At 71.9% G+C, this 13,715-nt stretch carries 10 protein-coding genes; 6 read left to right on the plus strand and 4 right to left on the minus strand.

Features of this window, described 5'->3' with window-relative positions:
- Positions 1–148: 148 nt before the first annotated feature.
- From EIZ45_RS44750 to EIZ45_RS44760, 3 genes are all read right to left on the minus strand, one after another.
- Entirely contained in the window at positions 149–2,320 is a 2,172-nt protein-coding gene (locus tag EIZ45_RS44750; protein ID WP_134670110.1) for a phospholipase A2, read from the minus strand.
- 1,372 nt (positions 2,321–3,692) lie between these two features.
- Positions 3,693–5,057, minus strand: a complete 1,365-nt coding sequence (locus EIZ45_RS44755) for a GGDEF domain-containing protein (protein ID WP_081684671.1) — start codon at positions 5,055–5,057, stop codon at positions 3,693–3,695.
- 464 nt (positions 5,058–5,521) lie between these two features.
- On the minus strand, positions 5,522–6,730 hold the full coding sequence (locus EIZ45_RS44760) for an MFS transporter (protein WP_134670113.1): 1,209 nt from the start codon (positions 6,728–6,730) through the stop codon (positions 5,522–5,524).
- Between the two features lie 352 nt (positions 6,731–7,082).
- On the opposite strand from EIZ45_RS44760, the gene EIZ45_RS44765 reads away from it, so the two are divergent.
- Complete coding sequence (locus EIZ45_RS44765) at positions 7,083–7,979, plus strand: SDR family NAD(P)-dependent oxidoreductase (protein WP_043827905.1); 897 nt, start codon at positions 7,083–7,085, stop codon at positions 7,977–7,979.
- On the opposite strand, the gene ptsP is transcribed toward EIZ45_RS44765, so the two are convergent.
- Positions 7,980–9,554 carry a phosphoenolpyruvate--protein phosphotransferase gene (ptsP, locus tag EIZ45_RS44770; RefSeq protein WP_134670115.1) on the minus strand — a complete coding sequence of 525 codons (1,575 nt, stop codon included), beginning with the start codon at positions 9,552–9,554 and terminating at the stop codon, positions 7,980–7,982.
- 103 nt (positions 9,555–9,657) lie between these two features.
- Between ptsP and EIZ45_RS44775 the strand changes: the two genes are divergently transcribed.
- The 5 genes from EIZ45_RS44775 to EIZ45_RS44795 all read left to right on the plus strand — a co-directional run bounded on the left by EIZ45_RS44775 (position 9,658) and on the right by EIZ45_RS44795 (position 13,658).
- Entirely contained in the window at positions 9,658–10,419 is a 762-nt protein-coding gene (locus EIZ45_RS44775; protein WP_037815217.1) for a DeoR/GlpR family DNA-binding transcription regulator, read from the plus strand.
- A gap of 85 nt (positions 10,420–10,504) precedes the next feature.
- The gene (pfkB, locus tag EIZ45_RS44780; RefSeq protein ID WP_037815216.1) at positions 10,505–11,449 is read left to right on the plus strand and encodes a 1-phosphofructokinase; all 945 of its coding nucleotides are present in this window, start codon (positions 10,505–10,507) and stop codon (positions 11,447–11,449) included.
- The gene (locus tag EIZ45_RS44785; RefSeq protein ID WP_043827882.1) at positions 11,446–11,898 is read left to right on the plus strand and encodes a PTS sugar transporter subunit IIA; all 453 of its coding nucleotides are present in this window, start codon (positions 11,446–11,448) and stop codon (positions 11,896–11,898) included. The genes pfkB and EIZ45_RS44785 overlap by 4 nt, the downstream gene beginning before the upstream one ends.
- Position 11,899: 1 nt before the next feature.
- Entirely contained in the window at positions 11,900–13,369 is a 1,470-nt protein-coding gene (locus tag EIZ45_RS44790) for a PTS fructose transporter subunit IIC (RefSeq protein ID WP_043827883.1), read from the plus strand.
- Between the two features lie 10 nt (positions 13,370–13,379).
- Complete coding sequence (locus tag EIZ45_RS44795) at positions 13,380–13,658, plus strand: HPr family phosphocarrier protein (protein ID WP_106961155.1); 279 nt, start codon at positions 13,380–13,382, stop codon at positions 13,656–13,658.
- The last annotated feature ends 57 nt before the right edge of the window (positions 13,659–13,715 follow it).

Below are 13,715 nucleotides of genomic sequence, written 5' to 3' on the forward strand. Positions count from 1 at the left end.
CGTCGTTCTGGTCGTCCGCTTCTGAAGACGCATGGTGCCGGGCGGGGGTTGCGACGGATTCGCACCTCCCCCGTGCGGTGTGGTGCGCACCACCTATGTTCCGGTATCCGAAGCAATTTCGCCCGGTCGGCGGTACGCGTGTCGCGCGTCAGGGTGCCGCGGGAGCCGCCCGTCTCGTCGGCACCATGCACGAACCCGCTCCGACCAGTGCCAACGCCGCGGTGAGAAGGTGCAGGACGACGACCGCCGAGCCGTGCGTTTCGCCCCCGGCGGCGGCCACGAGCGACGGCACACAGGTCAGCGCGGCGGCGAACCACGTCGCGGCCGAGGTCGCCGCTCCGCCGGTCCGGACGGCGTGCAGCAGCAGGACGCCCAGGAGAAGGTGCACGAGGCTCTGGACCGGGTCCAGCCGCAAGCCGAGCACGTCGGCGTCCGCGGCTTCGGCACCGAAGCGGGCCAGTGCGAGACCGAACACGCCGAGCGTCGCGTAGCCGATGCCCAGCGCGGCGGCCGCGCGGGTGAGCAGCACCGGACGACGGCCGGTGGGGGTGTGCGGAAGCGGTGCTGCGGGCACCTCGGTGCCGGGTTTGCCCGGATGGCGTTCGAACCACCAGAAGACCAGGGCCGCGGGCACGAGCAGCAGCGCCACGGCGGCGAGCATGCGCGGCTGCAGGAGCCAGGTCAGGCCGTTCGCGATCGGTCCGGGCAGGTAGACGACGGCGACGAGCAGCAGCATCGCGGCGAGGAAGGCCAGATACAGGCTCATCGGTGCGCGCAGCATCAGCCCGGCGGTGCGGATGACGCGGTCGCGGGCGGCCCAGCGACGCAGTGGTGTCGAGAGGAGCCCGAGGAGGCCGAGCTGCGACACGCCCAGCAGCAGTACGGTCCACGGCCGCGCGGACAATGCGGCAGGCGCGCCCGGGTTGCCGAGCAGTACCGGCGAAGCGTCGAAGGCGAACACTGCGACCGCGAGGGCCGCGACGCCGCTTACAGCCGCGATGGCGAGCACTGGGCGGCGAAGCCGGACGCCATCCGCGTACGCGAACGCCACCTGCTGCGCGAGGAGCGCTAAGGCGAGCGTGGCGGCGTAGCGCGGCCAGGACACGTCCGTCCAGCTAGCGGCGAGTTCTCCGGCTATGACGACGGCGGTCAGCGTCGCGATCGACCACAGCCGCGTACGGCGGTAGAGCGCGAGCAGCATCGGCGCGCCGACGACGGTCAGCAGGTAGACACCCAGCAGCCACAGCGGGTGCAGCGCGATCCGCATGACCGTGGCGTTGGTCCCGGCCGGGATGCCGAGCAGTTCCAGCGCCAGCGGCACGATCAGGGCGACCACGGCGAAGATCAACGCCGGGCGCAGCAGCGGGCTGGACCGTTCGGCGAGGTAATGCCGGTAGCCGCGGTCGCGTTCGGCCCGCCAGCCCGCCGCGTTGGCGAGGCCGCCCGCGAAGAAGAGCAACGGCGTGAGCTGCGCGAGCCAGGTCAGCGGCCACCAGGTGGCCTGCGGCGCGCCCGCCCAGTCGGCCAGCGCGGTCGCCGACTCGCCGACCAGCAGCGCCGCCGCCCCGGCGATGCCGAGCACCGCCCACGGCCGGGGGACGCCGCGAGGCAGGCGCGGCCGCGGGGTCGTGCGGCGGGCGGTGTGCCAGCCGCGCAGGCGCATCACGAGCAGGCAGCCGATCACCAGCACGCCGGCGACCATCGGGCCGATCGGGTCGCCGACCGGCGGGCCCCAGCGCTGATGCCACGAGTTGACCACCAGCCCGCCGGTGAACACCGACGCGACCAGCTGGCAGGTGCGCTCGGAGTTCATCGGGTTCAGCTCGCAGGTGCGGTGCATGTCCTGCTCGAGCCGGTCGTCGAGCGCGGCGCGGGCGGACTGGCCGAGCGGATGGCCCTTGTCGTTGGCGTAGCGGAGCAGGTCGTAGCCGAGGTCGTGCGCCTTGCAGGGGACGGAGAAGTCCCACTTCGTGTTGTCGTCGCCCCACGGGGCCGAGCAGCCGCCGTCGAGATGCGCCGCGCGGACGGTGCCGTCGCGGGCGGGCAGCGGGCCGGGCTTCACGCCGGTGACCGCGGTGAAGTCCTTGGGCAGGAGCGCCAGCGCGGTGGCCTGCCCGTCCGGGTGGGCGAGCGCCTCGACCGCGTTCTGCGCCGCGAGCACGCCGCCGGTCGGCGGACCTTGGTCGGGCGGGGACGCGGGCCGCGAGGCGATCAGGCCGAACCCGAACACCACGAGCAGGACGAGCAGCAGCCAGCCGGACGTCGACCAAGGTCGGCGAACGCGAACGGCGGCCGGGGCACGGTCGTCGGTGGCTGGCATGCGCACCAGGGTGCCAGCCCGACGCGCGCTACGGGAGGCGGCTGTCCCCCTCACCCGGGTGGGGGGTAACCCCCGGGGTTGGGTGTGGGGGCCTGTCTCGCTGGAGGGGGCGGTTTCGTCGGCCGTGCGCCCTGGGGGTGAGGGGTCCCGTCGCGATGGAGGGGCAGCCTCGTCGGTGGTGAGCCCTAGGGCGGGGCGGAGTAGTCCCGTTGGAGGGGGCCAGCCTCGTCGGTGGTGAGCCCCGAGGTGGGGCGAGGAGCTGTCCGGCTGGAGCGGACGAGCCTCGTCGGCGGTGAGCCCCGGGGTGGGGCGAGGAGTTGTCCGGCTGGAGCGGACAAGTCTCGTCGGCGGTGACCCGTGGGGCGGGGAGGAGTCGTCCCGTCGGAAGTGACCAGCCTCGTCGGCAGTGCGCCCCGGGGTGGAGCGGCGGCCCGTCCCGATGGAGGGGGCAACCTCGGCCGCGAGCCCCGGGGCGGGGGAGGAGTCGTCCCGTTGGAAGGGACCAGCCTCCTCGGCAGTGAGCCCCGGGGTGGGGCGGCGGCCCGTCCCGATGGAGGGGGCAACCTCGGCCGCGAGCCCCGGGGCGGGGGAGGAGTCGTCCCGTTGGAAGGGACCAGCCTCCTCGGCAGTGAGCCCCGGGGTGGGGCGGCGGCCCGTCCCGATGGAGGGGGCAACCTCGGCCGCGGGCCCCGGGGCGGGTGAGGGCGTTGATTGCGCTGAGCGGTTCGGGAGCTACGTGGGGTGCTCGATTCCTGTCTTCCCCGCCGCTCTCGGCGCAGGTGCGGTGCGCGGCTGGCCCTGCTCGACGCGCCCCAATGCCACATTGGGTGCGTCAGATGCACCCAATGTGGCGTTCGGTGCGTCCAGCGCACCCAATGTGGCATTGGGGGTTCTCCGCGGCGAGTGCGGGGCCGNAGCGCACCCAATGTGGCATTGGGGGTTCTCCGCGGCGAGTGCGGGGCCGGTGGGTGCGGTGCGCTGTGGACGTACGTGAGGGCCACCTTCAGGGAATCTGGTTCCGTGAGGGTTCCCCTCACGTACCTCCGCTGGAGCGGGGAGCCCGCAGCCCGGGCGGGAGCATCGCCGCGGCGCGGCTCGGGAGGGTTCGACCCACGATGGACGGAACGCGGCCCGACCGAGCCAGGGGCGAGTCCGAAGGAGCGGCGGCAGATTTTCGGGCCTCAGCCGTCCGGGTTCGGCAATCCCGGCCGTTCCGATCCGGCCGAAAAACCGGCCGCCCCGGTTAGCGGTCCGGCCGACAATTAACCCCTCGGCTCAATCCGGCGGAGGAACGGGGCGCGGCCCGTCGCGGACAGTTGCTGAATCGGTTTCGCGATTAATCGCAAAGAGTGCCGGTGATCGGAATTGTGGATCACTCGGACGGCAGATTCGCATCCGCGAAGCGCACCTGGTTTCGGCCGCCTTCCTTCGCGGTGTAGACGGCCGCGTCGGCGGCTTGCAGCAACTGTTCCAGTGTCGTTCCGTTCACCCCGAGCAATGCGACGCCGATCGACCCGGTGCGCCCGGTGATCAATGCCGAACCGCCGCGTTTGTCGGTCGTCACGATGCGCTGATCGGCGATTGCGGTACGGATCCGTTCCGCGGTCACCTTCGCCGCCGTGGTGTCCGCGTCGGGCAGCAGGATCAGGAACTCCTCGCCGCCGAAGCGGCCGATGATGTCCTTGGGGCGGGTTATCTCGTCGAGAGTTTGCGCGACGGTGCGGAGCACGTCGTCGCCGGCCGGGTGGCCGTACGTGTCGTTGATCCACTTGAAGTGATCGAGGTCGATCATCAGCAGCGCCAGGGTTTCCCCGCCGCGCGCGGCCCTTGCCAGCGCGCGTTCCGCGGACTCCGACCACCCGCGCACGTTGAAGATCCCGGTTTTCGGATCGGTGCGCGCTTCGGACTGCAGTTGGTTGATTTCCGCCAGCCGGTTGCCCAGCACCGTGATGAGCACGAGGATCACGATCGCGGGCGGGATGTTCACGAGCAGGATCGTCGCGATGGTGCCGAGGCTGATCGTCGACAGCTCCAGCAGGTTGTCGTCCTTGGTGCCCAAGACGTTGCGCAGCGTGGGCGCGGACGTGCCGCCGAGCGCGAGCAGCCCGCCGATCACGATCGCCTGCAAAGCCGCGTAGCTGAAGCCGACGAGCATCAGGATCCCGAAGACCTGCAACGAGTTCGCGGGCGAAAGCCGGGCCAGTTCGGCGGACGCGAAGGTCTGGTACAGGTGATGTGCCAGCAATGCCGACACCGCATGCGTGAACGAGGTGAACACGAACTTGTGCGGCGGCCGCCGGGAGTTGAACCACCGCTGGATCCGCAGCAGCGCGATCAGCAGCAGGGTCAGCGGGATCGGCAGCAGCAGCGCGGCCGGGAACACCCAGATGCCGGTCAGGTCGATGTGGACGGCGGTGACCCGGTTGCGCCGCCGTTCCTCCTGCCGCCGGGTGAGCTGGATGTGCACCGTCGCGCAGCCGGCGAGGATCGCGAACCGGCCCCAGTCCACGAGATCCGGGCTCGGCGACGCGATCACGCCGAAGGTCAGCAGCGCCACCGCGATCGCGTCCCAGGCGAGCAGGAACGCCACCATCCGGCGCGGTTTCGTCCAGAGATCCCATGAGGAAACGGGGTTCGCGGCGATCAGCGCGCGCAGCCGTCCCGCGAAGCCCGTCGCGGCGGGCGGTTCCTCCCCGGGGCCGCGGCGGTCACCGCGCGCCGGTTCGGTTCCGGGCATCGGGCCGTGCCTCCTCCGGTGTCGGATGCGGTTCCCGGAAGCTTCCCGGTTCTGCGTCGTTATCAGTTGCCGGTATCATCTCACTCACCGACTTCGAACGCTGTATTCGGCCGTAGTCTCCGAACCCGGAGACGCCTTCCGCGACAACTGCTGCATCCATGAAGTAAATTGCGGAGGAGCGTCCCCGCCGTCCCCCCGAGTGAGGTGTTTTCCCGTGCGCGACCGCGAAGCGTGAATCGAGCTGTTGTCATTTTCCGATGAATTGTCAGCGAGTGGAGGTGGACAGCTGTGCGTGACCGTGAAGCGTGAGTTCCGTGACCGATCCACGACGGATTCGTGACAATGCGAACGGAGGTGTGTTCCGTGCGTGACCGTGAAGCGTGAACCGACTTCCCGTCCGGCGTATCCGGACCCATTCGGCCGGTGCCTCGACCCCGGCCAGAGTTCCATCCCGCAACCCACGATCAGGCCCCGGCCGCGACCGCGTGCCGCACCCGGGTCCACGAGAACGCGGTGGGGATCGCCAGAGCCACGCCGGCCAGCCCGGCCAGCGCGATGGCGGTAATGGCAGACCCGGTCGCCTGGGCGACCACCCCGCCGAGAGCCACCCCGACGCCCTGCGCCACGCGCAGCCCCGTGCGGTAGAGCCCGCCGGCGCCGCCGCGCAGTTCGTTCGGCACCCAGGTGGAGAACGTCGCGGTCACGGTGATGATGTAGGCGCCCATCGCACCGGCGAGCGCGAGCAGCACCAGCGCGACCACCAGGTTCGGCTGCAGCAGGAACAGCGCGAGCAAGGCCAGCGACGTCGTCGCCAGCACGCCGAGCAGGCGCTGCCGGACCGCGGCGGACGCGAATTTCGACAGCAGATAGGCCCCGGCGACGAAGCCGAGCGGGTCGGCGGCGAGCAGCCAGCCGACCGCCGCGGACGGCGCGTTCAGCTGCTGGGCCAGCGGGGCGGCCAGCCCCTCGGGCACCACGGCCAGCCCCACGAGCCACGACAACGCGATCAGCACGCGCAGTTTGCGCTGCCCGAACACCCAGCGCGTCGCGGAGAACCAGGTGCTGTGGTCGCCTCCGGCGGCGGGGCGGTCGTGCACCCACACCCGCACGATCACCGCGGCGATCGCGAAACTCACCGCGTCGATCGCCAGCGCCCACGACGTGCCCACTGCCGTCACCAGCACGCCGCCGCCGGCGAGGCCGAGCAGCTGCACCGTGTTGGTGGTGATCCCGCGCAGGTCCTGGCTGCGCAGGTACAGATGGTCGTCGGTGAAGACTTCCCGGGTGATCGCGTTCTGCGCCGCGTTCGCCGGTGACGCGGCCAGTTGCACCGCGACGAGCAGCAGACACAGCGCGACCAGCGGCATCCCGGGCAGGCTCATCAGCCCGACCAGCACCGCCTGCGCCGCGGCGCTCACGCTCAGCACCGCGCGACGCGGATAGCGGTCGGCGAGGAACGACAGCCCGAGCCCGCCGGCGAGCGCGGGCAGGAAGGTCAGCGCGTAGACGACGGCAGCCCAGAGCGCGGAACCGGTGCGGTGGTAGACGAGGATGGACAACGCCACCTTCGCCAGCTGGTCGCCCGCGCTCGAGATGGCCTCCGCCGCCCAGAGCACGCGGTATTCGACATTCCGCAGCGGCGCCGTAAGCCGAGAGGTCGCTTCGGTCGTCACGAGATGACCACTGCCCCCTCCCCGATCGAGTGAATGCGGGTGTACCGCATTGTGCCTTCGCCTGGTTCGCTCCTGGCCAGGAGTGTCGCCGCTCCGGCCAGGGCAGGCACCCTCAGTATGCCGCCGATCACACCAGGGTGAACAGTCGGGAAGAATCCGGTGGCCGGAACGCGGAGCCGTTCGGACTGACCTGCCGCGGGGTATCCGTGGCACTGATCAGCTTTCCTCGTTCGGCGCAGCGCGACCACCGTTCGTCGCCATCGTCCGGTGCGACTGGGCCGAACGGCCCAACACTGGGAGAGACCCGGCGGAGCGGCCGTCCTCGCGCCGGGCGCACCAGCGGGGAGTGAGCGTGGACAGACTGTTGAAGGACAAGGCCGTGGTCGTGACCGGGGCCGGACGCGGGCTCGGGGAGGCGTTCGCCGTGCACGTCGCCAGGGCGGGCGGCGCGGTGGTGGTCAACGACGTGGACGCCGACCTGGCCGAGCGCACCGCCGAGACCATCCGCGGCCACGGCGGGCGCGCGGTCGCGAACGGGCACAGCGTGGCCGACCCGGCGCAGGCGCAGGCGATCGTCGACCAGTGCGTCGCCGAGTTCGGCCGGATCGACGGCCTGGTCAACAACGCGGGGCTCAACTACGAGGCGCTGCCCTGGGAGGACGACGCGGAGCAGGCCCGCCAGCTGGTCGAGGTGAACGTGCTCGGCGTGATGTACACCGGGCTGGCCGCGATCCGGGCGATGGTCGGCGCGGGCGGCGGCGGGTCGATCGTGAACATCTCGTCCGGCGCGTCGCTCGGGCAGCGCAAGCTCGGGGTGTACTCGGCGAGCAAGGGCGCGGTCGCGTCGCTGACCTATTCGTGGGCGCTCGACCTCGAGGACTCCGGGATCCGGGTGAACGCGGTGTGCCCGGTGGCGCACACCCGGATGGTGTGGAAATCCGAACGCGCGCTGCGGGCCTGCCCGCCGGAGCGCACGCCGGCGAAGATCGCGCCGCTCGTGCTGTTCCTGCTCGGCGACGGATCGCACGGCATCACCGGGCAGATGATCCGGTGCAACGGGCCGCAGCTGCACGTGATGGGGCAGCCGTACCTGAAGCAGCCGATCCTGGAGCGGCCGGACTGGGACACCGAGACCGTGCAGCAGGCGTTCGACGAGGTGTTCTCCGCCCACCTGGAGAACTACGGACTGGAGAAGCGCGTGCCGCCGCGGCTGCGCAAGTGGACGGAGAACTCGATCCGGGCGTCGTGATCAGCGGGCTTTCGCGGCGGCTTCGCGGCATCCGGACAGGTCGGCCGCGCGCAGCGTCGCGCCGACCGAGGCGAGGGCGGCGGAGTTCATCGACAGGCTGGTCACCCCGAGCCCGGCTAGCACTGGGGCCAGTCCCGGGTCGGCGGCGGCCTCCCCGCACACGCCGACCGGTTTGCCGGTGGCGGCCCCGGCCTCGGCGACCATGCCGACCAGGCGCAGCAACGCGGTCTGGCTGGGGTCGTTGAGCGCGGCGACCGCGCCGAGTTGCCGGTCGGCGGCGAAGACGTACTGCGCCAGATCGTTGGTGCCCAGCGAGACGAAGTCGACCTCGGCGAGGATTTCCTTGGCGCACAAGGCCGCCGCCGGGATCTCGATCATCACGCCGACCCGGGCGATCCCCGCGGCCCGTGCGCGTGCGGCGAACCAGCGTGCCTCGGCGGCGGTCGCGATCATCGGCGCCATCACCGAAAGTTCGGCCCCGGTGTCGGCGGCGGCGCCCGCGATCGCGGTCAGCTGCCGGTCCAGCAGCTCCGGCCGGTCGAACGCGACGCGCACGCCGCGCACGCCAAGCGCCGGGTTCGGTTCGTCGCCCATGTCCAAGAACGCCAACGGTTTGTCGGAACCGGCGTCGAGCGTCCGGACGATCACCGGCTTCCCGGCGAACGGTGCCAGCACCGCGCCATAGGCCTCACGCTGCGCGTCCGCGGAGGGCTCGTCCGTAGCTGCGAGGTAGCAGAATTCCGTGCGGAACAAGCCGATTCCCTCCGCACCCGCCTCGGCCGCGGCGCGGGCGTCCGCCGCCGAGCCGACGTTCGCGAGCAGCTTCACCGGATGTCCGTCGGCGAGTGCGCCGACGCCGTCCCATTCCGCGCGCGGCTTCCGGCTCGCGGCGCGCACGGTGGCGTCGGACGGCGAAACCGTTCCGGCGGAGCCGTCCACCGCGAGGCCAGGACTGTCCGCGGCGAGCACGCCGGAACACGCGACCACAGCCGGAATTCCCAATGCCCGCGCGAGAATCGCGGTGTGACTGGTCGGTCCGCCCTCTTCGGTGACCAGCGCGAGGACCAGTTCCGGGTCGAGACCGGCGGTGTCGGCCGGGGCGAGATCGCGGGCCACGAGCACGCTCGGCGCCGTCAGCTCGGGCACGCCCGGCGGCGTCACCCCGAGCAAGTCCGCGACGATCCGGTCCCGCACGTCGGCGACGTCGCGGGCGCGCTCGGCCAGATACCCGCCCGCGGCTTCGAGCGCCGTCATGAACTTCGCGGCCGCCTCCCAGACCGCGCGCGGAGCGGGCAGCGACTGCTCCCGGACGAGCTGTTCGGCGGACGCGAGCAGCGCCGGATCCGCCGCCATCGCCGCGGTCGTCTCCACGACTGACCGGGCAGTACCGGACACGGAACGGGCACGATCGGACAACCGGGCAGCGACCCGGGCGGCGGCGGGCGCGATCCGGCCCGCCTCCCGCGCCAGGTCGGCGGGCACCGGTCGGTCCTCGGGTTTTCCCAGGTCAGTGGCTACGACAACGCGCGGGCCCTGTGCTTGGCCGGGGCTGACTCCGACTCCGGACAACGACATGGCGAGACCTCCGGGAGCAAAGGATCTTGTAACTGGGGATTGACAGTACGGTAACAACGGGCACAATCAAATGACAACGGGCAAACAGCGGAGAGGAACGGGCATGTACGCCGCCGAACGGCATCAGCTCCTCGCACAGCGGGCACGCCGAGACGGACGGGTCGACGTGGGCGACCTCGCCGCCGAACTGGGCGTTGCGCCCGAGACCATCCGCCGCGACCTCGGCGTCCTCGAACGCCAGGGCGTCGTCCGCCGGGTTTACGGCGGCGCGGTCGCCGTGGACCGGCTCGACTTCGAGCCCGAGGTCGCCCAGCGCGACCAGACCAACGCCGCGGAGAAGGACGCGATCGCCCGCGCCGCGCTCGACCAGGTCCCCGACCGCGGTTCGGTGCTGCTCGACGCGGGCACCACGACCAGCCGCCTGGCGACGCTTCTTCCGGCCGACCGCGACCTGACAGTCATCACGAACTCCCTTTCGATCGCGTCGATCCTGGCCACTCGCCCGGGAATCACGCTGCACATCCTCGGCGGCCGGATCCGCGGGACGACGCTCGCGACGGTCGGTTCCGCGTCGCTGCACGCGCTCGACGGACTGCTCGCCGACGTCGCTTTCCTCGGCGCGAACGGGTTTTCCGCCGAACACGGCTGCACGACGCCGGACGTCGAGGAGGCCGCGGTGAAATCCGCTCTCGTCGCCGCCGCCCGTCGCCGCGTCCTGCTCGCCGACCACAGCAAGTACGGCGCGGACCAGCTCAGCCGGTTCGCCCGCTTGTCGGAGATCGACGTGCTCGTGACCGACGGCGGGATCGACGCGGGCGCGGTCGCGGAGCTGGAAGAGGCCGGTCCTGAGGTGGTGCTCGCATGAGTGCCGTTGTCACGTCCGACCGGAGTCTGGACCGCGACCGCGGGCTGCCGGAGATCGTTCTGCCGGCCGCCCTGGCGGTGATCGCATGATCGTCACCGTCACGCCCAACCCGAGCCTGGACCGCACCGCTCAGCTCGGCGAGCTTCGGCGCGGCGAGGTGCTGCGTGCCTCCCGGGTCCGGCTTGATCCCGGTGGCAAGGGCGTCAACGTTTCCCGCGCGCTCGCCGCCGCCGGGTCGCCGACCGTCGCCTTGCTTCCGGCGGGCGGTCCGGTCGGCGAGCGGCTGGCCGACCTGCTCGCGCCCGAGGGCGTGCCCGTCGTCGCGGTGCCGATCTCCGGTACCACCCGCAGCAACATCACCCTGGTCGAAGCGGACGGCACGACCACCAAGATCAATGAGCCCGGCCCGGAGCTTTCCCCGGCGGAGCTGGCCGTTCTGCGGCAGCGCACCGTCGAACTCGCCGCGCGCGCCGAGTGGGTCGTGTGCTGCGGCAGCGTGCCGGCCGGGGTGCCCGACGATTTCTACGCCCAGCTCGGCGAACTCGCCCGCGACGCCGGGGCGAAGGTCGCCGTCGACTCCTCCGGGGCGCCGCTGGCCGCCGCGCTCGCCGCTCGCCCCGACCTGATCAAGCCGAACCTCGACGAGCTGGCCGAGCTGGCCGGGCGGTCGCTGCCCCAGCTCGGCGACGTGGTGCAGGTGTGCCGCGGTCTGGTCGCCGAGGGCGTCGGCGCGGTGCTGGTCAGCCTCGGCGCGCGCGGCGCCGTGCTGGTCGAGGGCGCCGAGACCTGGCACGCGCTCGGCCCGCTGGTCGCCGTGCGCAGCACCGTCGGCGCCGGAGACGCCGCACTCGCCGGATTCCTCCACGCGGGAGGAACCGGCCCCCAAGCCCTGCGCGCCGCGGTCGCCTACGGCACCGCCGCGGTCGCGCAGGAGGGCAGCCGCATGCCCGCCCCGCAGGACGTGCACCCGGACCAGGTGCGCCTGCTCGCCGCAGATCCCACCCTCACCCTCAGCGGAGCCGCAGCATGACCACCTCAGACCTGATCACCGCCGACCTGGTCGACCTCGAGCTCGCCGCCGCGGACAAGAACGCCGCGGTCCGCGCGCTCGCCGGACGGCTCGTGTCCGCCGGGCGGGTGACCGACCTCGACCTGTTCCTCAAGGACGTCGCCGCTCGCGAGGAGCAGATGGCCACCGGGCTGGAGGGCGGCATCGGCATCCCGCACTGCCGCTCGGCCGCCGTCACCGCGCCGACGCTCGCCTTCGGCCGCAGTGCCGACGGCATCGATTTCGGTGCCCCGGACGGCCCGGCAAAGCTGATCTTCCTCATCGCCGCGCCGGACGGCGCGGATTCCGCGCACCTGAAGGTGCTCGCCGCGCTGGCCCGCCGGCTCGTCCGCGCGGAGTTCAAGCAGACCCTGCTGGACGCCGCCGATCCCGCGGCGGTCGCGGCCTACATCGGCGAGGAGGTGTCCTGACATGAAGTTCGTCGCCATCACCGCGTGCCCCACCGGCATCGCGCACACGTACATGGCCGCCGAATCGCTGGAGCAGACCGCGAAGGCCAACGGCGACACGATCGTGGTCGAGACGCAGGGCTCCGCCGGTTCCGAACCGTTGTCCGCGGCGGACATCGCGGACGCCGACGCCGTCATCTTCGCCGCCGACCTCGCCGTGGCCGGCCGGGAGCGGTTCGCGGGCAAGCCGATCGTCGAAGCCCCGGTGAAGGCCGCGATCAACGACGCGGCCGGGCTGTTCGAACGGGCGAAGGCCGCTGCTGCGGAGCCGCCCGCCGACCAGCCCGCCGATCAGCCCGCCGCCGCGGAACCGGAACTGACCACCAAGGTCGGCGAGCACGACCGGCTCGGTGCCCGGATCCGGCAATGGCTGATGACCGGCGTCAGCTACCTCATCCCGTTCGTCGCCGCGGGCGGGCTGCTGATCGCGGTGAGCTTCGCGCTCGGCGGGTACCAGATCGCCGACGCGCCCAAGGTCACCGAGCATTTCGACGCCGGTTCGCTCGCCGGCTGGGCCGCGCTGATGTACCAGATCGGCAGCGTGGCGTTCCAGTTTCTGGTGCCGGTGCTCGCCGGGTTCATCGCGTTCGCGATGGCCGACCGGCCCGCCATCGCACCCGGTTTCGTCGGCGGGGCGGTCTCGGTCGCCATCGGGGCCGGATTCCTCGGCGGCCTGGTGGCCGGTCTGTTCGCCGGCGGCGTGGTGCTGGGGCTCAAGAAGATCCGGGTGCCGAAGGCGATGCGCGGGATCATGCCGGTGGTCGTCTACCCGCTGCTCGGGACCGTCGTGGTCGGCGTGCTGATGTACGTCGTGGTCGGCAAGCCGATCGCGATCGCCACCACCGGCCTCACCCACTGGCTGAACAGCCTGAGCGGCACCAGCGCGGTGCTGCTGGGCGCGCTGCTCGGCCTGATGATGGCGTTCGACATGGGCGGCCCGGTCAACAAGGCCGCGTACGCGTTCGCCGTCGGCGGCCTGACCACCGGCAGCGCCGGTTCGCTGCAGATCATGGCCGCCGTGATGGCGGCCGGGATGGTGCCGCCGCTCGCCCTCGCGCTCGCCTCGACCGTGCGGAAGAAGCTGTTCACCGCCGCCGAGCGCGAGAACGGCCGGGCCGCGTGGCTGCTCGGCGCCTCGTTCATCACCGAGGGCGCGATCCCGTTCGCCGCGGCGGATCCGTTCCGGGTGATCCCGTCGATCATGGCCGGTTCGGCCGTCACCGGAGCGCTGTCGATGGCTTTCGGCGCGACGCTGCGCGCGCCGCACGGCGGGATCTTCGTGGTGCCGCTGATCGGCAACCCGCTGCTGTTCCTGGTCGCGCTCGTGGCCGGGACGCTGGTCGCCGCCACGTCGGTGGTCCTGCTCAAGCAGCTGCGGTTCCGTTCCGCCGAGCCGGCCGCCGCTGTTTCCGCTCATCCGGTCAATGCCTGAGGAGGCTGTCGTGTACCAACGCCGCATCGTCGTCGCCAGCAGGGTCGGACTGCACGCCCGCCCGGCAGGGCTGGTCGCGCAGGCCGCCGCCGCGCAGCCCGCGAAGGTTCGGATCGCCAAGGTTTCCGGTGGCGCGGTCGGTGACCCGGTGGACGCGGGCAGTGTGCTCAGTCTGATGACTCTCGGGGCCGCGCACGGCGACGAGGTCGAGCTCAGTGCGGACGGCGCGCAGGCTCGGGAGTCGGTGGACGTGCTGGTCGAGTTGATCGCCAAGGACCTCGACGCCTGATCCCCTCGTGAGTGGCGGTGCCGGTTAGTACTCCAGCTGTAGTTCGTGATCTTGCTG

The sequence above is a fragment of the Amycolatopsis sp. CFH S0740 genome, assembly GCF_004522315.1.
GTDB classification, from domain to species: domain Bacteria; phylum Actinomycetota; class Actinomycetes; order Mycobacteriales; family Pseudonocardiaceae; genus Amycolatopsis; species Amycolatopsis nivea.